Origin of the sequence: Cognatishimia sp. 1_MG-2023, from assembly GCF_030548175.1 — a bacterium.
Lineage (GTDB): Bacteria > Pseudomonadota > Alphaproteobacteria > Rhodobacterales > Rhodobacteraceae > Cognatishimia.
Map to the genome: position 1 here is coordinate 45,490 of NZ_JAUORX010000013.1, position 23,764 is coordinate 69,253.

General features: G+C 55.1%; 25 protein-coding genes and 1 tRNA gene. 16 read left to right on the plus strand and 10 right to left on the minus strand.

The genetic code is table 11. The annotated features are described in order from the left end of the window. The first annotated feature begins 35 nt into the window (after positions 1-35). From Q4544_RS15355 to Q4544_RS15380, 6 genes are all read left to right on the plus strand, one after another. Complete coding sequence (locus tag Q4544_RS15355) at positions 36-1,112, plus strand: branched-chain amino acid ABC transporter permease (protein ID WP_303507741.1); 1,077 nt, start codon at positions 36-38, stop codon at positions 1,110-1,112. Positions 1,113-1,194: 82 nt separating this feature from the next. Beyond that, positions 1,195-2,478 (plus strand): ABC transporter substrate-binding protein, encoded by a 1,284-nt coding sequence (locus Q4544_RS15360; RefSeq protein ID WP_303507742.1) that lies wholly within the window; start codon positions 1,195-1,197, stop codon positions 2,476-2,478. 60 nt (positions 2,479-2,538) lie between these two features. Beyond that, the gene (locus tag Q4544_RS15365) at positions 2,539-3,363 is read left to right on the plus strand and encodes an ABC transporter ATP-binding protein (RefSeq protein ID WP_303507743.1); all 825 of its coding nucleotides are present in this window, start codon (positions 2,539-2,541) and stop codon (positions 3,361-3,363) included. Positions 3,364-3,468: 105 nt separating this feature from the next. Then, positions 3,469-4,689, plus strand: coding sequence for a phenylacetate--CoA ligase family protein (locus Q4544_RS15370; RefSeq protein WP_303507745.1), 1,221 nt, complete (start codon positions 3,469-3,471; stop codon positions 4,687-4,689). 159 nt (positions 4,690-4,848) lie between these two features. After that, positions 4,849-6,489 (plus strand): peptidoglycan-binding domain-containing protein, encoded by a 1,641-nt coding sequence (locus tag Q4544_RS15375; protein WP_303507746.1) that lies wholly within the window; start codon positions 4,849-4,851, stop codon positions 6,487-6,489. Between the two features lie 117 nt (positions 6,490-6,606). Next, positions 6,607-7,584: a Hint domain-containing protein gene (locus tag Q4544_RS15380; RefSeq protein ID WP_303507748.1), complete on the plus strand. Its 978-nt coding sequence runs from the start codon at positions 6,607-6,609 to the stop codon at positions 7,582-7,584. A gap of 79 nt (positions 7,585-7,663) precedes the next feature. On the opposite strand, the gene ykgO is transcribed toward Q4544_RS15380, so the two are convergent. Continuing rightward, complete coding sequence (gene ykgO / locus Q4544_RS15385; RefSeq protein WP_303507749.1) at positions 7,664-7,789, minus strand: type B 50S ribosomal protein L36; 126 nt, start codon at positions 7,787-7,789, stop codon at positions 7,664-7,666. Between the two features lie 70 nt (positions 7,790-7,859). After that, positions 7,860-7,934: transfer RNA gene (locus Q4544_RS15390), tRNA-Val, on the minus strand. 150 nt (positions 7,935-8,084) lie between these two features. On the opposite strand from Q4544_RS15390, the gene Q4544_RS15395 reads away from it, so the two are divergent. Further along, positions 8,085-8,945, plus strand: a complete 861-nt coding sequence (locus Q4544_RS15395) for an N-formylglutamate amidohydrolase (RefSeq protein WP_303507751.1) — start codon at positions 8,085-8,087, stop codon at positions 8,943-8,945. Positions 8,946-8,967: 22 nt separating this feature from the next. Here the strand turns inward: Q4544_RS15395 and Q4544_RS15400 are convergent, their stop codons facing one another. From Q4544_RS15400 to Q4544_RS15410, 3 genes are all read right to left on the minus strand, one after another. Then, a complete protein-coding gene (locus tag Q4544_RS15400; protein ID WP_303507753.1) occupies positions 8,968-9,426 on the minus strand; it encodes a carboxymuconolactone decarboxylase family protein in 459 nt (152 codons plus the stop codon). A gap of 21 nt (positions 9,427-9,447) precedes the next feature. Next, the gene (locus tag Q4544_RS15405; RefSeq protein ID WP_303507755.1) at positions 9,448-9,948 is read right to left on the minus strand and encodes an Rrf2 family transcriptional regulator; all 501 of its coding nucleotides are present in this window, start codon (positions 9,946-9,948) and stop codon (positions 9,448-9,450) included. 91 nt (positions 9,949-10,039) lie between these two features. After that, positions 10,040-11,293 (minus strand): DNA polymerase IV, encoded by a 1,254-nt coding sequence (locus Q4544_RS15410; RefSeq protein ID WP_303507785.1) that lies wholly within the window; start codon positions 11,291-11,293, stop codon positions 10,040-10,042. A 13-nt stretch (positions 11,294-11,306) separates the two neighbouring features. Between Q4544_RS15410 and Q4544_RS15415 the strand changes: the two genes are divergently transcribed. From Q4544_RS15415 to Q4544_RS15425, 3 genes are all read left to right on the plus strand, one after another. Next, complete coding sequence (locus Q4544_RS15415; RefSeq protein ID WP_303507757.1) at positions 11,307-11,750, plus strand: NUDIX hydrolase; 444 nt, start codon at positions 11,307-11,309, stop codon at positions 11,748-11,750. Between the two features lie 106 nt (positions 11,751-11,856). After that, positions 11,857-12,084 carry a hypothetical protein gene (locus Q4544_RS15420; RefSeq protein ID WP_303507759.1) on the plus strand — a complete coding sequence of 76 codons (228 nt, stop codon included), beginning with the start codon at positions 11,857-11,859 and terminating at the stop codon, positions 12,082-12,084. Positions 12,085-12,189: 105 nt separating this feature from the next. Beyond that, the gene (locus tag Q4544_RS15425) at positions 12,190-12,660 is read left to right on the plus strand and encodes a GFA family protein (RefSeq protein ID WP_303507761.1); all 471 of its coding nucleotides are present in this window, start codon (positions 12,190-12,192) and stop codon (positions 12,658-12,660) included. Positions 12,661-12,710: 50 nt separating this feature from the next. Here the strand turns inward: Q4544_RS15425 and pyrF are convergent, their stop codons facing one another. The 3 genes from pyrF to Q4544_RS15440 all read right to left on the minus strand — a co-directional run bounded on the left by pyrF (position 12,711) and on the right by Q4544_RS15440 (position 14,123). Next, on the minus strand, positions 12,711-13,418 hold the full coding sequence (gene pyrF, locus Q4544_RS15430; RefSeq protein WP_303507763.1) for an orotidine-5'-phosphate decarboxylase: 708 nt from the start codon (positions 13,416-13,418) through the stop codon (positions 12,711-12,713). Between the two features lie 74 nt (positions 13,419-13,492). Continuing rightward, entirely contained in the window at positions 13,493-13,777 is a 285-nt protein-coding gene (locus tag Q4544_RS15435; protein WP_303507765.1) for a hypothetical protein, read from the minus strand. A 73-nt stretch (positions 13,778-13,850) separates the two neighbouring features. Beyond that, positions 13,851-14,123 (minus strand): hypothetical protein, encoded by a 273-nt coding sequence (locus tag Q4544_RS15440; RefSeq protein ID WP_303507766.1) that lies wholly within the window; start codon positions 14,121-14,123, stop codon positions 13,851-13,853. A gap of 207 nt (positions 14,124-14,330) precedes the next feature. Here Q4544_RS15440 and clpB point away from each other — a divergent pair, with 207 nt between their 5' ends. Further along, positions 14,331-16,946: an ATP-dependent chaperone ClpB gene (clpB, locus tag Q4544_RS15445; protein ID WP_303507768.1), complete on the plus strand. Its 2,616-nt coding sequence runs from the start codon at positions 14,331-14,333 to the stop codon at positions 16,944-16,946. Between the two features lie 56 nt (positions 16,947-17,002). Here the strand turns inward: clpB and Q4544_RS15450 are convergent, their stop codons facing one another. Further along, a complete protein-coding gene (locus Q4544_RS15450) occupies positions 17,003-17,914 on the minus strand; it encodes an MBL fold metallo-hydrolase (protein ID WP_303507769.1) in 912 nt (303 codons plus the stop codon). 54 nt (positions 17,915-17,968) lie between these two features. On the opposite strand from Q4544_RS15450, the gene Q4544_RS15455 reads away from it, so the two are divergent. After that, positions 17,969-18,898 carry a LysR family transcriptional regulator gene (locus tag Q4544_RS15455; protein ID WP_303507771.1) on the plus strand — a complete coding sequence of 310 codons (930 nt, stop codon included), beginning with the start codon at positions 17,969-17,971 and terminating at the stop codon, positions 18,896-18,898. Positions 18,899-18,905: 7 nt separating this feature from the next. Here Q4544_RS15455 and Q4544_RS15460 read toward each other — a convergent pair whose 3' ends face one another. Then, positions 18,906-19,649: an exonuclease domain-containing protein gene (locus tag Q4544_RS15460; protein ID WP_368411293.1), complete on the minus strand. Its 744-nt coding sequence runs from the start codon at positions 19,647-19,649 to the stop codon at positions 18,906-18,908. A gap of 69 nt (positions 19,650-19,718) precedes the next feature. Here Q4544_RS15460 and Q4544_RS15465 point away from each other — a divergent pair, with 69 nt between their 5' ends. The 4 genes from Q4544_RS15465 to msrQ all read left to right on the plus strand — a co-directional run bounded on the left by Q4544_RS15465 (position 19,719) and on the right by msrQ (position 23,415). Next, a complete protein-coding gene (locus Q4544_RS15465) occupies positions 19,719-20,024 on the plus strand; it encodes a hypothetical protein (RefSeq protein ID WP_303507773.1) in 306 nt (101 codons plus the stop codon). Positions 20,025-20,206: 182 nt separating this feature from the next. Next, positions 20,207-21,682, plus strand: coding sequence for an FMN-binding glutamate synthase family protein (locus tag Q4544_RS15470; protein WP_303507775.1), 1,476 nt, complete (start codon positions 20,207-20,209; stop codon positions 21,680-21,682). Between the two features lie 218 nt (positions 21,683-21,900). Then, positions 21,901-22,803 carry a protein-methionine-sulfoxide reductase catalytic subunit MsrP gene (gene msrP / locus Q4544_RS15475; RefSeq protein ID WP_303507777.1) on the plus strand — a complete coding sequence of 301 codons (903 nt, stop codon included), beginning with the start codon at positions 21,901-21,903 and terminating at the stop codon, positions 22,801-22,803. A 3-nt stretch (positions 22,804-22,806) separates the two neighbouring features. Continuing rightward, the gene (gene msrQ, locus Q4544_RS15480) at positions 22,807-23,415 is read left to right on the plus strand and encodes a protein-methionine-sulfoxide reductase heme-binding subunit MsrQ (RefSeq protein ID WP_303507779.1); all 609 of its coding nucleotides are present in this window, start codon (positions 22,807-22,809) and stop codon (positions 23,413-23,415) included. Positions 23,416-23,764 lie beyond the last annotated feature (349 nt).

Sequence of the window (23,764 nt, forward strand, 5' to 3'; positions counted from 1 at the left end):
CTTTGCCCCAACTCAGCCGACAGGAGTTTTGAGATATGTTCTATCGTGAAGCGGGCGATTTCAAAACGTCCTACAAAGAAGACAACCAAACCTTTCCGATCAAGTTTGACCGGTATCGCTACTATGCAGTGATGTTCCTGGCCTTTGCGGTCGTGCCATTCATTGTAAACGACTACTGGGTTAATGCGATCTTCCTGCCGTTCCTGATCTATTCGATCGCGGCAATTGGCTTGAACATCCTGACTGGCTATTGCGGTCAGGTCTCTCTTGGAACCGGCGGTTTCATGGCGGTGGGCGCTTACGCTTGCTACAAGCTCATGACCGTCTTCCCAGAGGTCAGCATCATTATCCATGTGTTGCTGGCAGGCGGCGTCACCGCCTTTGTCTGCATCCTGTTTGGCCTACCATCCCTGCGCATCAAAGGGTTCTACCTTGCGGTTGCAACCTTAGCGGCACAGTTCTTCCTAGTTTGGCTGTTTAACCGCGTACCTTGGTTCTACAACTACTCTGCGTCCGGTCAGATCAACTCGCCAGAGCGCACAGTTCTAGACATCGCCGTCACTGGTCCAAACACAGATGCATGGGCGAAATACATGTTCTGCCTCGTGTTCCTGACATTCTGCGCACTGGTGGCACGCAACCTGACACGCGGCTCAGTCGGTCGTAAGTGGATGGCGATCCGTGACATGGACATTGCTGCGGAAATCATCGGTGTGAACCCATTAAAAGCAAAGATCTCGGCCTTTGGTGTCTCTGGCTTCTTTGTCGGCATCGCAGGCGCGCTACTGTTCGCCGTCTATCTCGGCGCAGCCGAAGCGGGCGACAGCTTTGGTATCACCAAAAGCTTCCTAGTGCTCTTCATGATCATCATCGGCGGTCTTGGCTCCATCTTCGGTAGCTTCGCTGGTGCGGCCTTCCTCGTACTTCTTCCAGTTCTTCTAAAGAACGTTTTGGTGGGAACGCTGGGCTGGCCAACTGACCTCGCCGCACACTTTGAGTTCATCATTGTTGGCGGCCTGATCATCACATTCCTGATCCTCGAACCGCATGGGCTGGCACAGCTCTGGCGGGTCGCAAAGGAAAAACTGCGACTGTGGCCCTTCCCGCATTAAGGCGGGGCCATCGTCACCAATAATCAAACAAGGGGCACCAATAAGCCCTGATATCGGATCAACTTAAGGGAGGAGAACCCCGATGAAATTGAAATTGGCAACTCTGGCGCTTGGCGCCACTATGGCCGCAGGCCCAGTAATGGCGGACCTTGTGTTCCCATCACTCAGCTACCGCACCGGCCCATTCGCGGCAGGCGGAATTCCATTTGCTGACGGTTATGCAGATTACTTCACACTGCTCAACGAACGTGATGGCGGCATCGGCGGCGAAATCGCTCAGGTTCCTGAGTGTGAAACAGCCTATAACACCGAAAAAGGTGTGGAATGCTACGAGGCCACAAAAGACGCAGGCGCGTTGATCTATCAACCGCTGTCCACTGGCATCACCTATCAGCTAATCCCAAAAGTGACTGCTGATGACATCCCAATGCACACAATGGGCTATGGTCGGACATCCGCGAAAAACGGTAAAGTCTTTAGCCACGTGTTCAACTACCCAGCCAACTACTGGGATGGCGCGTCTGCTGGCGTGAACCACTTCCTCGAGCAGTCCGGTGGATCTCTGGAAGGCAAGAAAATCACCTTGCTGCACTTTAACGGTGCCTATGGTCGTGAGCCAATCCCAACACTGGAAGCTCTGGCTGAAAAGCACGGCTTTGATTTCAACGCGATCCCAATCGACTATCCAGGCCAAGAGCAGAAATCTCAGTGGCTGCAGATCCGTCGTGAAAAGCCTGACTATATCCTGTTCTGGGGTTGGGGCGTGATGAACCAAGTTGCGATCCAAGAAGCAGCGAACATCCGTTATGACATGAACAACTTCATGGGTATCTGGTGGTCTGGTTCTGAGAACGATGTGAAGCCAGCTGGCGACGGCGCAAACGGCTACAAATCCGTTCAGTTCCACAACGTTGGCTCTGACTTCCCAGTCTTTGATGACATCCAGAAATACGTTGTTGATGCAGGCAAAGCAGCCGGCGCTGGCGATCAAGTGGGTTCGGTTCTGTATAACCGTGGCGTTTACGCAGCCTTCCTTGCAGCAGAAGCTGCCAAGCAGGCACAAGACGCCAACGGCACTTCTGCGATTGACGCAAGCATGATGCGCGATGCGATGGAAAATCTATCCATCACAGCCGACATCATGACCGCAGCAGGCCTGCCGAACTTTGGCCCAGAGTTCTCTGTGTCCTGTGCAAACCACGGTGGTGACGGCATGTCAGCTATCGCACAGTGGGACGCCTCCGCACAAAGCTGGTCTTTGATTTCTGACTTCGCAACCTCTGATGCCTCGGTGATCACACCTCTGATCGACGCAGACTCAGCGGCCTACGCAGCAGAAAACAAAATCGAAATGGGCTGCAACTAAGCCTTTCTTTGCCCGGCTGGTTCGCCGGCCGGGCACCCCATCGACTTTAGGAATACTCACATGTTCGACGCAGCCCCATCTGACGAGACCCTGCTAGAGGTCAATAACATTGAGGTCATCTACAACCACGTGATCCTCGTGCTGAAAGGTGTCAGCCTTAGCGTTCCCAAAGGCGGCATCACCGCGCTATTGGGCGGCAACGGTGCCGGTAAAACAACAACCCTCAAGGCTGTCTCTAATCTGCTGCATTCCGAGCGCGGCGAAGTCACCAAAGGCACGATCAGCTATCGCGGTGATCGGGTCCAAGACCTTGATCCAGCCGCCCTTGTGAAACGCGGTGTGATTCAGGTGATGGAAGGCCGTCACTGTTTTGAACACCTCACCGTCGAAGAAAACCTTCTGACCGGTGCCTATACCCGCAGCGACGGCAGCGCGAATGTCGCCGACGACCTTGAAATGGTCTACAGCTATTTCCCCCGCCTCAAAGAGCGTCGCAAATCCCAAGCGGGCTACACCTCTGGCGGCGAACAACAGATGGTCGCCATGGGCCGCGCCTTGATGAGCCGCCCAGAAACCATCCTGCTTGATGAACCATCCATGGGTCTCGCCCCACAATTGGTCGAACAGATCTTTGAGATCGTCAAAGAAGTGAATGAAAAAGAGGGCGTCTCGTTCCTCTTGGCAGAGCAAAACACCAACGTGGCCCTGCGCTATGCGCATTACGGATACATCTTGGAATCGGGTCGCGTTGTTATGGACGGCCCAGCCGCAGAATTGCGCGAAAACCCAGACGTCAAAGAATTCTATCTGGGCATGTCCGAAGAAGGTCGCAAATCCTTCCGCGACGTGCGGTCCTACCGCCGCCGCAAACGTTGGCTCAGCTAAGCCTCTGGCATTCTACCAAAAGACTGACTGCTCCGTTCCTCCGCGGGGCAGGGCCCCAAACGAAAAATGGGGCAGGTGCCCAAAAGATAATAAGGAATGGGACGTATGAGCCTGCATTTTGATGAGCTGGAAACACGATCTGCCGACGCGCGTGCGGCTGATTTGGCCAAGGCATTGCCTGCGCAAATTGCCCGCGCAAAGGCCTTACCGGGCTACGCAACCTCGCTCGCAGGAATTGACCCAGCTGCAATCACCCAGATCGCGGATCTGGCGCGCATCCCGGTATTACGCAAATCTGATCTTACAATGGCACAGGCAAACCTCGGCCCACTTGGCGGCTATAACGCAAAACCGGCCAATAGCTTTGCCCATATGTTCCAATCCCCCGGTCCCATCTACGAACCCGGCGGCGACGGTCATGATTGGTGGCGCATGGGTCGCTTCCTAAAAGCATGTGGCATCGGCGAAGACGACATCGTGCAAAACTGCTTTGGGTATCACCTCACACCCGCTGGCATGATCTTTGAAAGCGGCGCGCGTGCAGTTGGTGCCACCGTGATCCCAGCAGGCACAGGCCAAACTGAATTGCAGGTCCAAGCCGCCGCTGCCATTGGCACCACAGCCTACGTTGGTACGCCAGATTACCTAAAAGTCATCCTCGACAAAGCCGAAGCCATTGGTACCAAATTGCAGATCACCAAAGCAGCCGTCGGTGGCGGCGCGCTCTTCCCAAGCCTGCGCCAAGAATACGCAGATCGCGGCATCACCTGCCTGCAATCCTACGCTACCGCTGATTTGGGCAACATCGCCTACGAATCCCCCGCAATGGAAGGCATGATCATCGACGAACACGTTATCGTTGAAATCGTAACTCCCGGAACCGGCATACCCGTGGCACCGGGGCAGGTGGGCGAGGTTGTGGTCACCACATTCAACCCCGATTACCCACTGATCCGTTTCGCAACAGGCGACTTGTCCGCTGTCCTTCCGGGCGAAAGCCCCTGTGGCCGCACCAATATGCGCATCAAGGGCTGGATGGGCCGCGCTGATCAGACTGCCAAGATCAAGGGCATGTTTGTGCGTCCAGAACAGGTCGCTGCCCTTGTCGCCCGCCATGACGAGATTAGCAAAGCTCGCGTCATCGCCAGCCGAGAGGGTGAAATGGACGTTATGACCGTGCAACTTGAAACCGAGGCTGACAACGAAACCGCCTATCTCGACAGCGTTATTGGTACCTTAAAACTTAAAGGCAAGGTTGAACTGGTCGCCCCCGGCACGCTGCCAAACGATGGCGTCGTGATCGAAGACCAACGCAAATACGATTAATATCAGCCTTCTCCCCGCTCTTACACATGGCTGATAGAAAGCGCGCCTCCTACACGGCGCGCTTTCGCATTTTTTCCCCTGATTTTGCTCATGTCTTTGCCAAATAGTGATTCTGGCGCACACTGCGCATGGGGATGAGACATTTGATAGGAGGGGGTTATGCGGTTTTTCACAACGGCATTTGTATTACTTTCAATGGGTTTCGCTACGCCAGTATTGGCGCGCGATGTGGCTTTGGTGATTGATCAAGGGGACTATCGCAGTCTCACGGATCTTCCGCGCGATAGCCGCATATCTGCCATGGCGGATCAGCTAGAATCCGATGGGTTCGAGGTCACACGCCTAGCAAACGCCACACTCGGCGAACTGCGCGCTGCCGCGTTTTCCACACAATCCGCGGCACAAGCAGATGCGGAACGCGTCGTGATCATCGTCCGCGGTCACATCGTTGCCGACGGTCAAACCAACTGGCTCCTCGCGCAAGAGGCCCGCACACCAGACCGCTTTGATATTGGCAGCAAAGCCTTGCCGCTCGCCCTCTTTGACAGTGCATTAACCTCAACCGCAGGCCGTTCTTTGTTGGTGCTGATCGACAATCCGCGCGCCCTGTCAAACCTCAGCGATCTCGCTCCAACCGCTGCCAACAATCCCGCCCCACAAGGCGTCACGCATCTACGCGGCGACAGCCGCGCTGTACAATCCGCGCTGACGAAACTGCTCACTCAAGGCGCCACAACCGCCGAAGTCGCCCAAGACAGCGGCAACGCAACCCTCTCGGGCTTTATCTCGCGCGCAGTGGCCTTCTCTGCATCACCCACCACATCAACACCAATAGAACCACCGTCTCAAGACATCGGCGAAATCGCGTATTGGAGCGCGGTTCGCGACATCGGCACACCCGAGGCGCTGCAAGCCTACATAAACCGCTACCCCAACGGCCTCTTTACCGCTGACGCCCGCAGCCAAATCACCGCCCGTGTGCAAAACCGCGAAACCCGCCTGAAAGAAGCAGAAGCCGCGCTTGCGCTCAACCGCGACAAGCGCCGCTCAATCCAACGTGACCTATCGCTGCTGGGCTATAATCCGCGTGGCATCGACGGCGTCTTTGGCCCCGCCACCCGCCGCGCTGTGTCTGCATGGCAAGCCGATCAAAACCTTGAACCGCACGGCTACCTAGATCGCGACCAGCTTGCCTTGATGCAAGAATTCGCCCTGCGCCGCGCCGCCGAGCTCGAAGAAGAAGCCCGCCGTCGCCGCGCCATCGAAGACGCCCGCGACCGCGCCTTCTGGCAAGAAACCGGCGCGCGCAATACCGAGCCCGGCTACCGCAGCTACCTCAAAGAATTCCCTGACGGTGTCTTTGCCAGCTTGGCCCGCGAACGCCTTGACGAAATCGAAGCCGAACGCCGCGCCGAAATGGATGCCCGCGAACGCAACGCGTGGGACATTGCCAGCGACGCCAACACGATTGGCAGCTACCAACAATTCCTTGCAGACTTCCCCAACGGCGTCTTTGCTGAAGCCGCCCAAAGCCGCATCGCGGAACTCAACAATGAGGAAACAGAAGAGGACGCGCGCCGCAAATACCTTGGTACCGAAAACGCGGTAGCAGGCAACGGTGCAGCCCGTCTCTTGATTGAAAGCCGCCTTTCAAACCTTGGCCTCAAGCCTGGCAAAGTCGATGGCGACTTTACCCGCGACACCCGCCGAGCACTGCGCCGATTCCAAAAAGCGCGAAATCTGACCGTAACCGGCTATGTCGATCAGGCCACAATGGTACAGCTCTTGCTCGGTCGGTAGGTGCTAACCCATTAACAATAGGGCGAAATACCGACGCCGCGATTTCGCCCTATTTTTAAGCTAAAACTCTCTGAACCTGCGGACATCTTGCCCGCGCAAACAGGCATCGGAGCAGACATGCCAACGACATATCTTGATCAATTTTGGGCAATTGACCCATTCTCCCCGCCTCCTGTCGGAACCACTTTGGTTGTCGAAAAATACGAGCTGATTGACCAAGATGATGACAATGACATTGGCCCTGGTGATACGATCAATGGCATCGGCATCGACCGCGCCTATCCCGGCGATACGGTCACGGTGGACAATGGCGACGGCACCACATCGACCATCACGGGCATCACGTTTTACATGTCCGATGGGTCACGGCTCTTCACGCCGACTGATGGCTCTGTCCTTGAAGATGCTCCGCTGGATTCGACCACCTACGTCACTTCAACAGGCGTGCTGGATGTGGGCACAGATCTGGGCCCGCCTTGTCTGGTTGCTGGTACAAAAATCAAAACATCGATGGGCGAGGTCCCGGTCGAAAAACTACACGCAGGCATGACAGTTCTTGGCCCAGACGACCGCAAGCTGAAACTGCGCATGGTTCTAAAAACCTCGTTCACCGCCCGCGATCTGGCGAATAACCCAAATCTAGCACCAGTCCGGATCGTGGCCGGGGCCTTGGGCAATGGCCTACCGACCTGCGACCTTATCGTATCCCGGCAGCACCGCATGTTGCTGAACGCTCCCGTAGTGGAACGCATGTTCGGCGATTCCGAAGTCTTGGTACCCGCCATCAAGCTGACCAAGCTGCCCGGCATCTACCTAGACACGGATTTCCCACTGGTCACCTATTTCCATTTGGTCTTTGACCAACACGAAATCATCTTTGCAGAAGGCGCTGCAACCGAAAGCCTCTTTACCGGCCCAGAAGCGATGCGCGCCGTCTCAGCAGAGGCGCGCGAGGAATTGCTAACCATGTTCCCAGAACTTGCAGAACACGACTGTGTCGGCAGCCCAGCTCTTCCGATCCCAAAGGATCAAAAGCAAAAGGCGCTGATTGGCCGTTTGGTTAAAAACGACCAGAAAATCCTGCACCGCACCTAATTCACAGAACAGACGGCACAAAAAAACCGCTCCTAAAAAGGAGCGGTTTTTTTTAATGCTTGCCAAAGGCGTCGGGAAATTAACCCTGACGTGCCTTAAAACGAGGCTGCGTCTTGTTGATCACGTAGACACGGCCCTTACGGCGCACAACACGGCAATCGCGGTGACGCGCTTTGAGCGAGCGGAGTGAGTTCTTGACCTTCATGGGTCTTCTCCTTAGTCGCGGCGCGGCGTGCGCCAGTTAACGGGCGGTCCAGAATGGACCAGTGAATTCATGGTGGGCGATACAAGGATCGAACTTGTGACCCCTTCGATGTCAACGAAGTGCTCTACCGCTGAGCTAATCGCCCATGAAACCTTTGCGAAACATCTTACCCTTTAGAAAAAAGAGCACGGAATTCCACGCTGGTGGGCGGTCTATAAAAGGAGTCGCAGAAGGGATCAAGGGCTTTCACCAAATATCTTTTCCGGTCTATCATTTAATTAGAACAGGAGAGTCGATGCCCACACGCGCCTACATATTAGATCGTCCAAAGACACGCAGCTCTTCAGTGGTTTTCGCCTCTCCACACAGCGGAAATGACTATCCAGATTGGTTCTTACGCCGGTCGATTCTAAATGCCCGCAAAATTCGCAGTAGCGAAGATGCCTTTGTGGATCGGTTGTTTGACATCGCCCCCACGCTTGGCGCCCCATTGCTGCGCAGCGGGGCACCGCGTGCCTTTGTGGATTACAACCGCAGTGCGGACGAGCTTGATCCTGCGTTAATCGCGGGAATCAGATGGGTTGGGAACAATCCGCGCGTTGTCTCGGGCCTAGGGGTAATCCCGCGAGTCGTTGCAAATGGGCAAGCCATTTACCGTGGAAAATTGTCCCGGCAAGAGGTCGAGGCACGGCTAAAAAACTATTGGCACCCCTATCACAACACCCTTCAAACGCTATTAGACGAGGCGCGACAGGATTTCGGCGAGGCGATTCTCATTGATTGCCACTCCATGCCCCACGAAGCCATCGAAAACGTGCGGGTTCATAACGGCAAACGCCCTGAAATCGTACTGGGCGACCGGTTTGGCGCATCGGCCAGATCGGAAATCGTTGACGGCATCGAAGACGCCTTTGTCAAAGCGGGTTTTGTGGTGTCCCGGAATACGCCTTTTGCTGGGGCCTATGTGACCCAACACTATGGCCGCCCGGCCCGCGGGCAGCACACGGTTCAGATTGAAATTGATCGATCTCTCTACATGGACGAACGCCGCATTCAGCCCAATCCACGCTTCGAAGCATTTCGCGCAGCTTTGCAGGGCGTGATCTCAGACATCGTTGCCATTGGCCAACCAGAACAACGTGTGGCGGCCGAGTAAACTCGGCGCACCACTGATTAAATCACGCGGCTTTATATTCCGGCTCTGCATGAAGGGCGCGGAAGGCAATGGACAAGCGGTTCCAAGAGTTGATCATGGTGATCGCAGCTGTCAGTTGAACCATTTCTTGATCGCTGAATTGGGCACGAACAAGATTATATAGCGCATCATCAGGCGATTGCTGGCCCAAGACTGTCAACGACTCGGTCCATTTCAAAGCTGCGCGTTCGCGCTCTGTAAACAGAAAGCTGTCATGCCATGCGGCGACCAAATACAGGCGTTGTTCAGTCTCGCCATCTTTGCGCGCTTCGCGTGTGTGCATATCGATGCAAAAGGCGCAGCCATTGATCTGGGATGCTCGCAATTTGATCAGATGAAGCAGGCTGTGCTCTAGTCCAGTTTCCTCGATCACTGTGTTCAGCGTCAGGAAATTTTGCATAAGTGTAGGGGCCGCGGCCCAGTAGTTTAGGCGTGGTTCCATGGTCGTCTCCATTTTTCTAAATTACAGTTTTTTGGGTCTTTCGTTTTCGGCGATAAAGTTTTCACCACGTGCAATCACACGTGTGTCGCTGGTCTCCTGAAAATCAGTCACCAAATCTTGGATCGAAACGGCAGCCAGTTCGGCGCGATAGGTTTGCTCGGCCTTCAACATCGCCTTCTTGATCCCACAAGGCTTGGGAAATGCTGAATCATCGGGGACACAAGGCCCGTTCCGCCGAATGTCTTTGCAGCGAAAGGCCGGGTCGCGTCCTTCGATTGCTAAGACGACGTCCAGCAACGAAATCTCAGCGGGACCTTTGGCCAATTGATAGCCTCCGGTCGGGCCTGGTACGGAAATCAGTACATTGCCCGCAACAAGCGCCTTAAGATGTTTTGCCAAGTAACTGGGCGAGACATCATAATGCTCCGCCAATGCTGCCGTGGGCATGACCGCGCCATCGGTCAGCCCTGCTAACACCGCAACACAATGAATGGCCGTTTCCACCCCGTCACCAAGTTTCATTTATTCCTCCTGATTCGTGGATATAATTTATCTAGGATAAAGATTATCTGCAATACTGATAATCGATTGCCTGGCGAATTGGGCTTCCAATTCAGCGCATAGAGCGCCCTTTGAGAATCGCATCTGAGCCAAAGCGCGCGCGAATCTTGTCCGTGGCGCGTTCTGCTTTACGGCGTTTGGCGGCATCTGGGTCTAGCAAGTCGGCGCTAAGGTCCGCATGGGATTCGTCAACAATGTCAGACAGCCCAACACCAATCAGGCGATAGGGGCCTTGATCACCTACCTGATCGAACAGGCCTCGCGCAGTGGAATAGATCGAATCCGCCATCTGCGTTGCATCCCGCAAACTCAATCGCCGCGAGATCAACGAAAAGTTCGCGCGTTTCAGCTTCAGCGTCACCACACGCCCCGCCTTGCCCGTTGCTTTCGCCCGGTCTGCAACCTGTTCACTCAGCCGCCACAAATGCCCGTCCAGTAAATCCAAGCTGCTGGTGTCTTCGAAAAACGTGGTCTCTTTGCTGATGCTTTTTACCGGGTTTCGGGCAGAAACCTTGCGCTTGTCCTGCCCCCGCGCCAGATGCCACAACCGATACCCCATCGACCCAAAGCGATCGCTTAGTTCACGTTGGTCCCAACGCAGTAGGTCCGCAAAGGTATGAATGCCCGCGCGATCCAGCGATTCTTGCGCTGCCGGCCCAACACCCCAAATCATCCGCACCGACTTGTCGCGCAAAAAGTCGTCCGTTTCAGCCGCACCAATCACGGCAAACCCTTGCGGTTTATCTAAATCACTGGCGACCTTGGCCAAGAACTTATTGTGGCTTAATCCAATCGATCCCGTTACGCCGATCTCTTCCTTCATGCGTTTCACCAGCCGCGCGAGCATCACCGCAGGCGGCGCGCCATGCAATTTTGCGGTGCCGGTCAGATCCATAAATGCCTCGTCCAGCGATAGGGGTTCAACCGCTGGCGTCAGCTCATCCATAAGCGCGCGAATGCGTTTGCTGGTTTCGACATAAACACTCATCCGCGGTTTCACGACCACAGCATCTGGGCACAGCTTGAGCGCCTGAAACATCGGCATCGCCGAGCGCACCCCACGAATGCGCGCGATATAGCAGGCCGTTGAAACAACCCCGCGCCGCCCTCCGCCGATCACCACCGGCTTATCGGCCAATTCCGGATTGTCACGTTTTTCCACGCTTGCGTAAAAGGCATCACAATCCATATGTGCTATGGATAGATCAAACAATTCATCATGCCGCACGATCCGCATGCCACCACATTTTGGGCAACGGCGTTCGTCTTGTAGTTCAGTTAGGCAATCGCGGCACAGGGCAGACATTGGAATTTCCATAGTGGCAGATATCGACAGCATAGCATTCCAATCCGGCGACAACATCCGCTTTCAGGGGGCCAAAGTGACAGTTTTTGTCGGCAGTAAAATTGTGGCGATTTTGCGCGATGATATCCCGTCCATTCCATTGCCCGATCACTGGGATTTTCCCGGTGGTGGCCGCGAAAATGCCGAAAGCCCATGGGCATGTGCCGCACGCGAATGTTTTGAAGAAGTGTCTCTAACACTGGCCAAAACTGATATTTTGTGGGCACGGCCCTACAAAACGGACGATGTCGATAACTGGTTTTTTGTTGCCAAGGTCCCTTCCCACCGCGCCACCGAATTACAGCTTGGCGAAGAGGGACAGCAGATCAAATTAATTACCGTCGATGAATACCTACACCATCCCAAAGCCGTCCCGCATTTCCAAAAGCGCTTGGCGGATTGGGTGGCGGGTCTATAGGCGCGAATGCCTGTTAAGAACCCAGAATGCGCACTTTTATTCCGCTGCATTTGATGTCAGTTTGCCCGCGAAACAACCTACGATTTTACGAATAAGGAGTATCGGTATGGGTTTAGGTGACATGCTTGGAAAAGCCGTGGGTGCCATGGGCGGGGTCGATGAAATCGTCTCTAAAATCAGCGACAGCGGTGTTGACCTGTCTTCGCTTGTGAACCTCGATGCAGAGGCCGTCACATCCCTGCTAGCGGAAAAGGGCATCGACTTGTCCATGCTCGAAGGCTTCGGCCTGTCCGTCGAGGACGTGATCGAAAAGATCAAAGAACAACTGGCCTAAGAGCCACAAAAAAGGGCACCGCAATCGGTGCCCTTTTTCGTAAATATTGCTGCTGACGTAATTGGGAAACTCTTTCGAAATACGAGATCACAGGGAGCATTTACTATGACAGCGTCACAAGATGACATGACTTCTGAAAATCGGTATTCCGGCGGCTGCCAGTGTGGTGCTGTTCGGTTTTCGATCAAACGATTTGGCAAGGCGTCGATCTGCCACTGCCGCATGTGCCAAAAGGCTTTCGGCGGTTTCTTCGCCCCACTGGTCGAGGTCGACGAGATCATTTGGACCCGTGGAACGCGCGCCATTTTTCACAGTTCTCAGACGAACCAACGTGGATTCTGTAGTTCTTGCGGAACGCCTCTAACTTATGAAACCGATGAAAGCATAGAAATCGCAATCGGAGCACTGGATAATCCAGACGTTGCGCCGCCAGTTGTTCAAGTGAATGCGCATGATCAAAGACCTTGCTTTGCAGGTCTCAGTGATCTGCCAGAAAAGCCTTTAGATCAGATCAGTGTTGATAAAGCTTGGAATTCTTCCATCGTCTCAAACCAACATCCTGATCATGATACCTAGGGCAATCAAATATCAGCTGCCTGCCCTAGATTCATCATTAACAAAGTAACTTAAACCGTCGCCAGTTCATCAACGATCGCCTGCGCCGCTGCGCGTGGATCATCCGCCGTCCAGATCGGGCGCCCCACAACAATATGGTCCGCACCATCTGCCACCGCACTGGCCGGTGTCGCCACACGTTTCTGATCACCCAAGGCCGCACCCGTCGGACGCACACCTGGTGTCACAATCAACCGGCCCTCGGCCTCTGGCAACGCACGGATCAACGCTGCTTCTTGCGGGCTGGCAATCACACCGTCCGCACCCGCGGCAAAGGCATTACCGGCACGTTCCTGCACCAAATCCTTGATCCCGCCGTCTTTGATCAAAGCGCCATCCAGATCCTGACGATCCAGCGACGTCAAAATTGTCACCGCCAAGATTTTCATGTCTTTGCCTGCAGCACCCTCTTTCGCGGCTTTCACCACATAGGGGTCGCCATGCACGGTCAGAAAATCCAGATCAAACTGCGCCAAACCACGCACCGCATTTTCCACAGTCGCGCCAATATCAAACAGCTTCATGTCTAGAAAAATCCGTTTGCCATGCTCTGCCTTTAGCTCGTTCGCCAAGGCCAAGCCGCCGCCGGTCAACATGCCCAAGCCGATTTTATAGAACGATACGGCATCGCCGATCTGTTCTGCCACCTTCAATCCCTGAATGGCGTTTGGTACATCAAGGGCAACGATTAGACGGTCATCAGCTGGTGTATTCGACATGGTTCTGGCTCCGGCGCTTAGGAAATCGGCCCTGTCTAGGCCTCAACCCCAATCGGCGCAAGTGGTCCGGCCCATTAGCCCAGCGAAAGTTGCAACCGACGGCGCTTTCGTGGCTGCGGCATCGCATTTTCGGCCGCCTGTGGGGGATCTTTGCGATATTCCGGCATCTGACGCAGTTGCCGCATCGCATCTTGGGCCAAGGCCCCGTTCAGCGCTCGTCGCCCGACATTGCCCGCACAGGGTACGTCACAATCCAATACAAAGGTCTCGCCGCCATCACCGTGCATACGAACCTTGCCATGGCAGCGCCCCTCGGGTGTTAGGTGCCATTCCAATAACTCAACATGATTAACTTGCATCTTGCCCTCCTAATTCCAAGGACAAGTCTGACCGCTATGTCTTAATATTCTATGCATGGGGGATGGATGAACGTCAGGCACTCTTTTTCCATTGCGGGATAAGGCTGGGATCAACAGCCAAATTGTCTTGTCCGCTGCGGAATTCAGGCATCTGCCGCAATTGGTGCACGACTTTATCAGCAACCAGGTCTTCAAAATTTGAATGCGACCCGACTTCATGATCTTTGATCTCGCAACGTGTAAACACGCGACGGTCCTCACCATGCAAGCACACGGTCACAATATGGCCACTGTCAGTTTCGTCGCGAACCAATCCAATCACATCAATGCGCATCACAAACATCACAGGCCTCTCATCATAGGGTTGAGTGATCATCGGCTAAACAAATCAGAGGCACAGCGTGAAAAAATCCGTATTATTCCCCCCATTCCATCGTGTTTAGGGTTGAAGCCGCAATTCCTGCACCCCAAATTAATCACGAGGCCCACACTGGGGCGTGCCGCATAGCGGGCGCCAATCCAATTTCGGGCGCTTAACAGAAGGAGACTACCCATGGACTTCAGCAAGTTCACGGAACGGGCGCGTGGCTTTGTGCAGGCGGCTCAGACCATTGCAATGCGGGAAAACCATCAACGGTTGTTGCCCGAGCATTTACTCAAAGCATTACTAGACGATGACCAAGGCTTGGCCGCGAACCTGATCGGCCGTGCCGGTGGTGCTGCAAATCGTGTGATCGAAGCCAACGAAGCCGCGATCGCCAAAATCGCGCGCGTGTCCGGTGACACCGGTCAGCCGTATATGGACAACACCACCGTCAAAGTTCTGACAGAGGCGGAAAAGGTTGCCAAAAAAGCAGGCGACAGCTTTGTGCCGGTTGAACGCATCTTGATGGCGTTGGCACTGGTCAAATCGAAAGCCCGCGAAGCGCTAGAGGCAGGGGCCGTGAATGCCCAAGCGCTAAACGCGGCCATCAACGACATCCGCAAAGGCCGCACCGCAGATAGCGCCTCTGCCGAAGAAGGCTATGACGCCCTCAAGAAATACGCAGCCGACCTGACCGAACGTGCCCGCGCTGGTAAAATCGACCCTATCATTGGCCGAGATGACGAAATTCGCCGTGCCATGCAGGTCTTGTCGCGCCGTACCAAAAACAACCCGGTCATGATCGGGGAGCCCGGCGTCGGTAAAACCGCCATCGCCGAGGGCCTCGCCCTGCGCATCGTGAATGGCGATGTGCCTGAAAGCCTGCGCAACAAACAGCTCCTCGCCCTGGACATGGGCGCGCTGATTGCCGGTGCCAAATACCGGGGCGAATTCGAAGAACGCCTAAAGGCCGTCCTAACCGAAGTCACCGAAGCAGCGGGCGAAATCATCCTGTTCATCGACGAAATGCACACGCTCGTGGGCGCGGGCAAAGCCGATGGCGCGATGGATGCCGCCAACCTGATCAAACCTGCTCTTGCGCGGGGGGAGCTGCACTGCGTGGGCGCAACCACGCTGGATGAATACCGCAAGCACGTCGAAAAAGACGCGGCTCTCGCACGCCGGTTCCAACCCATTATGGTCGAGGAACCAACAGAAGAAGACACCGTGTCCATCCTGCGCGGCATCAAAGAGAAATACGAACTCCACCACGGCGTTCGCATCTCTGACTCGGCCCTCGTTGCGGCGGCAAACCTCAGCCATCGCTACATCACAGACCGCTTTTTGCCGGACAAAGCCATTGACTTGATGGACGAAGCCGCCAGCCGTCTGCGCATGGAAGTAGACTCTAAACCAGAGGAATTGGATGCTTTAGACCGTCAGATCCTTCAATTACAGATTGAGGGCGAGGCCCTACGCCTTGAAGATGACCAAGCCTCCAAGGACCGTCTTGAAAAGCTGGAAAAAGATCTCGCTGACCTACAAGACCGCAGTGCCGAAATGACAGCACAGTGGCAGGCAGGCCGTGACAAGCTCGCCTCTGCACGGGATCTGAAAGAACAGCTCGACCACGCCCGCGCCGAACTCGACATCGCCAAACGTGATGGCAACCTCGCCAAAGCGGGCGAACTGTCTTACGGCGTCATCCCCGGTCTGGAAAAACAACTGGCCGATGCCGAAGCACAGGATGACAACCTCACCGTGGACGAGGCCGTGCGCCCCGAACAAATCGCAGCCGTGGTCGAACGTTGGACAGGTATCCCAACGTCGAAAATGCTCGAAGGCGAACGCGAAAAGCTCCTGCGAATGGAGGACGACCTGCATCGTCGCGTCATCGGCCAAAAGCAAGCGGTCACCGCCGTGTCCAACGCCGTGCGCCGCGCACGCGCTGGGCTGAACGACGAAAACCGCCCACTTGGCAGCTTCCTTTTCCTCGGCCCAACCGGTGTCGGGAAAACCGAACTGACCAAGGCCGTTGCCGATTTCCTATTCGACGATGACAGCGCCATGGTGCGGATCGACATGTCGGAATTCATGGAGAAACATGCCGTCGCCCGTCTGATCGGTGCCCCTCCGGGCTACGTCGGCTATGACGAAGGCGGTGTTCTGACAGAAGCCGTCCGTCGTCGCCCTTACCAAGTCGTGCTGTTTGACGAGGTGGAAAAAGCCCACCCCGATGTCTTCAACGTGCTCCTTCAGGTGCTCGATGATGGCGTCCTTACAGACGGGCAGGGCCGTACAGTCGACTTCAAGCAAACGCTGATCATCCTCACGTCCAACTTGGGCGCGCAGGCCCTCAGCCAATTGCCCGAAGGCGCCGATGCCGCCGACGCCCGCCGCGATGTCATGGACGCCGTGCGTGCGCACTTCCGGCCAGAGTTCCTGAACCGTCTGGATGAAACGATCATCTTTGATCGTCTCGCTCGCGCGGATATGGACGGCATCGTCGACATCCAACTGGGTCGCCTGCTCAAACGTCTTGCCGCACGCAAGATCAGCATTTCGCTGGATGAGGCCGCCAAAACATGGCTCGCTGACGAAGGCTATGATCCGGTGTTCGGCGCGCGCCCCCTCAAACGGGTGATCCAACGCGCCTTGCAAAACCCACTGGCTGAAATGCTGCTGGGGGGCGAGATCAAAGATGGCGAGACCATCCCAGTCACCGCCACCGAAGAGGGCCTAAAGATCGGGGATCGCCTCGGCACCTCCGACCGACCCCGCCCAGACGACGCGGTCGTGCACTAACGCAAAAGGCCGGGCAATCGCCCGGCCTTAGCCAACTTACGAATGCCGATACTTGGTTAGCCCAGCGGCACAAAGCGATACGCATCGCCTGCCCGTTCTACATGACCAAGTCCTGGCGCGGTCACGTGATTGGCTGCCACGATCAAACCATCAGTCGCCGCCATATCCAACAGACGACGACGTGTTGCCTGCGCCGCGGCCGGATCTGCATCTAACGCCCAGCCCACAGACGGGTTTTCAAAGTGGATGTGATCCGACACGACCGTATCGCCTAGAACCAACAGACGTTCGCTGCCCAAATCGATCATCATCACGTTGTGACCCGGTGTATGCCCAAAGGCAGGTTGCATCATCACGCCGCCCAAATCCGCTTCACCATTCTGCAAAACAACCGCATCTTCGATCATGCCAGCCGTTTCTTGCAGGGACACAACCATATCACGCATGCCTTCTGGCGCGTCTGTGGCGAAACCGTTCCGTGTCCAGAATTCCCATTCCTTCGCGTTGATATGAATCTTTGCATTCGGGAAGGTGCGCTCGCCGTCAAAGATAACTCCGCCAACATGGTCAGGGTGCATGTGCGTGATCACCACATCGGTGATGTCTTCGCGCGCAATGCCAAGCATCGCCAATTCCGCAGGCACGCGGCCAACGGACTGGAAACGCGACGTAATGAACGAGCTATTGCCCGCACCCGCATCAATCAGGAACACGCGCTCGCCACGGCGATACACATAGGCATTCGCGCCAATCGTAACATGCTCGCCCAGCTTGGCCTTCTCTTCGTCGCTTGCGCCGACCCAAAGCTGTGCAGGGAAATCAAACGTTCCGTCTGACAGGGCGAAAATCTGGCCATCTCCTAGTGAAAAGGTTTCAGCAGCCTGCAAAGGAAGCGATAGGCCAGCAGTTGCAGAAACAGCGGCCAAAGAGCCAAGAAAGCCGCGGCGCGTAAGGGGTAGGTGTGTCATATCATTCTCCGATCTACTGCTTGGATAGGGCAGGGCTGACTTTCAGGAAATACGATGATACTGATGTCGGTTATGGAAAAAGCTGAATATCTTGACCTAGATGGCCGCCAACTGCGCCTCTTGCTAACGATCCAAAGCGCAGGCTCACTCAGTGCTGCCGCCAAGCTGTTGGATATGAACCAATCCACCGTCAGCTATTGGCTCGACCTCATGCGTCAACGCTTTGACGATCCGCTATTTGTACGCGTGGGTAACGGCGTGGAACCCACCGAACGTACCAAAGCAATGCTCCCGCTTGCCAAGGGCATCCTGCACCAACTCGAAGCCATGTGCGAAACAGAGCAATATCAACCCGCTGATGACAACGGAACACTCCGCTTTGCGGCCGCCACGATTGAGCGCGACAGCATCATCAAGCCATTGTTGACCTACGCACGTCAAACCGCTCCCAACCTGCGGATCGAGCTGGCCGCCTCTGGCTCGCCTTTTCAAATGGTCGATACTCTGCGGCAAGCCACAGCGGACTTTATCCTGATGCCCGATCGCATTGACGCCACCGAAGGCATCATGCGCCGCAATCTATTCGAATTCACAGATACCGTGTTTTTCGATCCTAGCATTCCGCTCGCACCCGGCGACCTAGACGCTTATTGCAACCGCCCCCAAGCCCGCGTTGCGCTTGGTCCCGAAGCCGGGTTCGGCATCGATCGCAAACTCGCCGCCCTCGGGAAGTCGCGCAAAATCATTCTGCAAACTGCGGATTTTGACTCTGTCCTCAACTTGATTTCCGGCACCGATCTGATCGCGACTCTGCCGTCGATCCTCAAAGGACCGCGCACCGCCAGCCTTTCACACGTTCCGTTGCCTTGGGCCCAAGATCCAGAACACCTTGTGCTCTTCTGGCACGCACGCAACCAGTCCTCGGCCCGCCATAAGTTCTGGCGCGACAAGATCGTATCACTCGCCAAAGCGGTAGCGCCCTAGTCAGTCTCTAAAAAGGCAGTTTCAACTGCACCGGCTTGGGCGGCGGCACCAAATCTGCTAGCCCAACACCCAACCGATCCTGCGCGGCCAGCACAACCTGCGCCGAGGCCCGAGCATCCTCGCCCGCATCATGATGCTGAAACTCCAGCCCCAGCGCCTCTTTCAAATGTCCCAGCCCATGCCCGCCGTTGCCCTTGAACTCCGGCCAAGCCTTGCGCGCGACTTTCACGCTATCCACCCAATACCAACCGGGCCGCGGCAACCCATGATGCAAACAGGCCGCATCAATCGCTTTTTCATCAAACCGACTGTGCTGCACCAAAGCATGCCGCGCCAAAAACGGCTCTAACACAGCCCAAAGCTGCGAAAACACCGGCGCCCCCGCGACAGTCGCCGCGCCAATGCCATGCAATTCTGTATTGAACGGGGTGAACGCCATCTGCGGGTTCACATAGCTGGACCAGGTCAAAACAGACCCATCCCCCCGCGCACATCCCAACCCAATCTGACAAATAGACGCCGCCTCGCGATTGGCCGTCTCCACGTCCAAAGCGACAAACCGAAAGTCCTCTGCCCACAACGGAGCCATCACCTGATGCAAGTCATCCAATTCCATAGCTAGGTGATCCAGCCAATCCAGCAAAAGGTCAACCCGTTCGTAGGGTGGGGTTCCACCCCACCAATGCACAACCCACGTAGGCCGGGCTTCAGCCCGGCAACTGGACGCCAAAACCGTAGGGTGCGCATTCATGCGCGCCAACACATCCACGCCCAATCGTAACAACACCGAACGCAACAGCGTGACGGTCTTACAAATTCAATGGCGGGCATGTATGGAAACTCAATTGATTGCCTGAATGTTGAAGAGAGTGCAGACGTGTTTTTTACTCGAGTTGGTTTGATCGTAGCGTGGCTATTGTTTGCCGCAAACTCTGTTCGGATTGCGGTCGGTGCATATATTGTTTTTTCAGGTGCGGATTTAGCTGCGTCGTCACGCAGGTATTTTGGAGCAGATACATTCGCTCAAGAAATGGATCAATCTTTTGCGATGTTGGGTGTCGCTATCGCTTTGGGTATTCTAGCTGAAATTAGTCGGAAAATTTCATACTTAAAAGAACCGGCCTGAGCCCCCCTCGAATCGTACGTTTCACCCCCTCAAACGTACGAATTTCCACATGACCCAATCGTTCCCTCACCGAACGTTGCGCGATTTCCCTTTCGCCCTATCCGCATTGTGACTTGCACCTCGCGCGTGAACATCAGACCTTACCGGCAACCCAAACTCGGTAGGTAAAGATGCAAAACTCCATGGAAATGACGGTCGATCTTCTGCAAATTCTGGCTTTGCTCTTTGTCTGTGTGATTGGCCTGCTGGTCCTCGTGGCCCTTGTGTTGTTTGTGATCGACCGCACCCAGACCGGGGATGCCGTTCGGCGAAACTATCCGGTGATCGGTCGTTTTCGTCATCTTTTCAGCGAGTTAGGCGAGTTCTTTCGTCAGTACTTCTTTGCCATGGACCGCGAAGAGATGCCCTTTAACCGCGCGCAACGCGATTGGGTGTCCCGCGCCTCTCAAAGCAAAAGCAACACATTGTCCTTTGGCTCGACCCGCAACCTAACTGTCGTCGGGACGCCGATTTTTGTGAACGATCCCTATCCGCCGCTGGACGATCAATTCACTACGTCAGAGCCATTGATCATCGGCCCAAACACCGCAACCCCTTATAAAGCCCCGTCTTTTTTCAATCTCTCCGGCATGAGTTTCGGCGCATTGTCCCGCCCCGCCGTGCAAGCCTTGTCAAAAGGTGCAGCAAAATCAGGGATTTGGATGAACACGGGCGAGGGCGGTCTGTCTAAGTTCCACCTAGAGGGCGGCTGCGACATCGTCTTTCAAATCGGCACGGCCAAATACGGTGTCCGCGATGAAAACGGCGATTTGTCCGACGACAAGCTGCGCGAAGTGGCAATCCATGAAAATGTCCGCATGTTCGAATTGAAACTGGCCCAAGGTGCGAAACCCGGCAAGGGCGGTATCCTTCCCGGCGAGAAAGTCACCGAAGAAATTGCTGCGGCTCGTGGTATCCGCGTGGGCGAAAGCAGCATCTCACCCAACCGCCATCCAGAGATTAGCAATGACGAGGAATTGCTCGATATGATCGCGCGTATCCGCCAAGTCACTGGAAAACCTGTCGGAATCAAACTGGTGGTGGGCAGCCCTGATAGCATTGAAGGTCTGTTCCAAACCATCAATCAGCGCGGTGCAGGGGCAGCCCCCGACTTTATCACCATCGACGGCGGCGAGGGCGGCACAGGTGCAGCACCCATGCCGTTGATGGATTTGGTCGGCATGTCCATCCGCGAGGCCTTGCCCCGCGTCGTCGACCTGCGCGCGCAATACGGTCTTACGGATCGCATCCGTCTGGTTGCCAGCGGCAAATTGATCAATCCCGGCGATGTTGCCTGGGCTTTGGCCACCGGCGCCGACTTCGTCACCTCCGCCCGCGGCTTCATGTTTTCACTCGGCTGTATCCAAGCACTGAAGTGCAGCAAGAACACATGCCCCACCGGCATCACCACGCACGACCCTCGTTTCCAAAAGGGCCTCGTGCCCGAAGTCAAATTCGAACGCGTCGCGGCCTATGCCAAAGGGGTGATCAAAGAAGTCGAAGTCATCTCGCATTCCGCGGGTGTCAGCGACCCTCGAAAATTGCGCCGGTCACACGTGCGGTTGGTCCAAGGCAATGGTCAGTCACGGCGCATGAACAAGCTCTATCCCGAGGTGTAAACAGAGACATATATATAGTGTGTCTGTTGGCTTGACGGGAATCGTACGTTTCAGCGCGTGAAACGCGCGAAACTCACATTTACCAAGTGTTACAGCACCGTCCCAAATCGGGGCGTGGGAAAATGTTACAGTCTACCCACTGCATCGTTATGCATCGTGGTTTGGCTTGTCTCGCGCGAGGTCTTACATCACTCTCAACACCATAACAGGAGTGACACATGGCCCACCGCTGGAAAAACGATCTGACGCACGACGACGTAACCCCCTACAACACCTACCTGAATCGCCGTCAGATCATGGCGGGCATGGCCGGAGTGGGCCTAGCTGCCATGGCGGGAACACGCGCCAGCGCTATGACGCTAGAGCCAAACAGCTACGAAGACATCACATCCTACAATAACTTCTACGAATTCGGCACCGGCAAAGGTGACCCGGCCAAACACGCACACCGCCTGACAACAGATGGCTGGAGTGTCGAAATCGACGGTCTTGTCGATAATCCGGGCAGCTATGCTTTTGAAGACATTATGAAAAACATGTCAGTCGAAGAGCGCATCTATCGCTTCCGTTGTGTCGAGGCGTGGTCGATGGTCATTCCATGGAACGGATTTGAGTTAAAAGACTTGCTGGATATGGCTGGCGTTCAATCTTCTGCCAAATACGTTGCCTTTGAAACGCTGTACCGCCCTGATGAAATGGTTGGGCAAAAGTTCCGCTCTTTGGATTGGCCCTACGTCGAAGGTCTGCGCCTAGACGAAGCGATGAATCCGCTGACAATTATGGCGACAGGGATTTACGGCAAACCCATCCCAAATCAAAACGGCGCCCCGCTGCGTTTGGTTGTGCCATGGAAATATGGCTTTAAGTCCATCAAATCTATTGTGAAAATCACCCTGACGGACAAACAACCGCCAACCAGCTGGAACAAGGCCAACGCACGCGAGTACGGCTTCTATAGTAATGTGAACCCAACCGTTGATCACCCTCGCTGGTCCCAAGCCACCGAGCGCCCCATCGGCGGTGGTCTGTTTGCCAAGCGTAAAGAGACGTTGATGTTTAACGGTTATGAAAACGAAGTTGCTGGCCTTTACGAAGGCATGGACCTAGCGAGAAATTTTTAAGCTATGATTGACTGGATCAACAAAACCACGCGCAAGCTACCAACGTGGCCTCTATATATAGGGGCGGCGCTGTATCCGGCGTGGTTGTTTTGGCTTGCGCTGAACGGTGGACTTGGCATTGATCCAGTCAAAGGGCTTGAGCATGCCATGGGTGAGAAGGCCTTACAGCTTTTGATCCTTGGCTTGGCGATTACGCCCTTGCGTAAACATCTGGGTTTGAACCTGCTCAAGTTCCGCCGTGCGATTGGTGTGGTCGCATTCTTCTATGTATTTGCGCATTTGCTTGTGTGGTTGGTTCTCGATGTCCAGCTGCTGGGTCAAATCTGGGCGGACATTGTGAAACGGCCATATATAACGGTTGGCATGGGCGCATTCGTTTTGATGCTGCCGCTTGCTGTGACCTCTAACAATTGGTCTGTCCGTCGGCTTGGGCCGCGTTGGCGAAAGTTGCACAAGCTGACCTATGCCGTGTGCCTGTTAGGCGGGCTGCATTTTGTGATGCTGGTAAAGGGCTTTCAGTTAGAACCGCTTCTATATCTCGGTTCGATCATCCTGCTGCTCGCATTACGGATCAAACGACCTAAACCATCCCGCGTTCGGCAAAGCGCCTGATGAAATCAAACACCGGCTCTTCAACGAGTCGGTGTTTCGCATTTAGTCACCCCTGATTCCGACCTCATTACCGATTCACGATGCCTCAAAATCGGTATTTAGTGGTGACCGTTATTGGGATCACACTATATAGCAATGCTCGTCGTTCAATGGTCAGCCGTAGCGTGCAAAGAATTCAGGTTCTTGGGCGCGTTAGGCGAGGTGCAGTAATGGAATCATTGGGTAAGTGATTGTTTTTAAATGATTTTCACATTTCTTTCAAAAAACTTCGATTTTCCTGTAAAAAGCGCTTGCGGCTGTACGCAAGTAACCTTAGAACCCCCCTTACCGGCGGCGCTGAGGCGCACAA

What these genes read in the sequence shown, in the direction of transcription:
- Q4544_RS15405 (WP_303507755.1), bottom strand. Translation starts at nt 9,948, where the DNA reads ATGAAACTTGGTGACGGGGTGGAAACGGCCATTCATTGTGTTGCGGTG.
- msrQ (WP_303507779.1), top strand. Translation starts at nt 22,807, where the DNA reads ATGATTGACTGGATCAACAAAACCACGCGCAAGCTACCAACGTGGCCT.
- Q4544_RS15365 (WP_303507743.1), top strand. Translation starts at nt 2,539, where the DNA reads ATGTTCGACGCAGCCCCATCTGACGAGACCCTGCTAGAGGTCAATAAC.
- Q4544_RS15465 (WP_303507773.1), top strand. Translation starts at nt 19,719, where the DNA reads ATGGCGGGCATGTATGGAAACTCAATTGATTGCCTGAATGTTGAAGAG.
- Q4544_RS15380 (WP_303507748.1), top strand. Translation starts at nt 6,607, where the DNA reads ATGCCAACGACATATCTTGATCAATTTTGGGCAATTGACCCATTCTCC.
- msrP (WP_303507777.1), top strand. Translation starts at nt 21,901, where the DNA reads ATGGCCCACCGCTGGAAAAACGATCTGACGCACGACGACGTAACCCCC.
- Q4544_RS15460 (WP_368411293.1), bottom strand. Translation starts at nt 19,649, where the DNA reads ATGAATGCGCACCCTACGGTTTTGGCGTCCAGTTGCCGGGCTGAAGCC.
- Q4544_RS15395 (WP_303507751.1), top strand. Translation starts at nt 8,085, where the DNA reads ATGCCCACACGCGCCTACATATTAGATCGTCCAAAGACACGCAGCTCT.
- Q4544_RS15470 (WP_303507775.1), top strand. Translation starts at nt 20,207, where the DNA reads ATGGAAATGACGGTCGATCTTCTGCAAATTCTGGCTTTGCTCTTTGTC.
- Q4544_RS15375 (WP_303507746.1), top strand. Translation starts at nt 4,849, where the DNA reads ATGCGGTTTTTCACAACGGCATTTGTATTACTTTCAATGGGTTTCGCT.
- Q4544_RS15425 (WP_303507761.1), top strand. Translation starts at nt 12,190, where the DNA reads ATGACAGCGTCACAAGATGACATGACTTCTGAAAATCGGTATTCCGGC.
- pyrF (WP_303507763.1), bottom strand. Translation starts at nt 13,418, where the DNA reads ATGTCGAATACACCAGCTGATGACCGTCTAATCGTTGCCCTTGATGTA.
- Q4544_RS15370 (WP_303507745.1), top strand. Translation starts at nt 3,469, where the DNA reads ATGAGCCTGCATTTTGATGAGCTGGAAACACGATCTGCCGACGCGCGT.
- Q4544_RS15420 (WP_303507759.1), top strand. Translation starts at nt 11,857, where the DNA reads ATGGGTTTAGGTGACATGCTTGGAAAAGCCGTGGGTGCCATGGGCGGG.
- clpB (WP_303507768.1), top strand. Translation starts at nt 14,331, where the DNA reads ATGGACTTCAGCAAGTTCACGGAACGGGCGCGTGGCTTTGTGCAGGCG.
- Q4544_RS15435 (WP_303507765.1), bottom strand. Translation starts at nt 13,777, where the DNA reads ATGCAAGTTAATCATGTTGAGTTATTGGAATGGCACCTAACACCCGAG.
- Q4544_RS15360 (WP_303507742.1), top strand. Translation starts at nt 1,195, where the DNA reads ATGAAATTGAAATTGGCAACTCTGGCGCTTGGCGCCACTATGGCCGCA.
- Q4544_RS15355 (WP_303507741.1), top strand. Translation starts at nt 36, where the DNA reads ATGTTCTATCGTGAAGCGGGCGATTTCAAAACGTCCTACAAAGAAGAC.
- Q4544_RS15455 (WP_303507771.1), top strand. Translation starts at nt 17,969, where the DNA reads ATGATACTGATGTCGGTTATGGAAAAAGCTGAATATCTTGACCTAGAT.
- Q4544_RS15450 (WP_303507769.1), bottom strand. Translation starts at nt 17,914, where the DNA reads ATGACACACCTACCCCTTACGCGCCGCGGCTTTCTTGGCTCTTTGGCC.
- Q4544_RS15400 (WP_303507753.1), bottom strand. Translation starts at nt 9,426, where the DNA reads ATGGAACCACGCCTAAACTACTGGGCCGCGGCCCCTACACTTATGCAA.
- ykgO (WP_303507749.1), bottom strand. Translation starts at nt 7,789, where the DNA reads ATGAAGGTCAAGAACTCACTCCGCTCGCTCAAAGCGCGTCACCGCGAT.
- Q4544_RS15410 (WP_303507785.1), bottom strand. Translation starts at nt 11,293, where the DNA reads ATGTCTGCCCTGTGCCGCGATTGCCTAACTGAACTACAAGACGAACGC.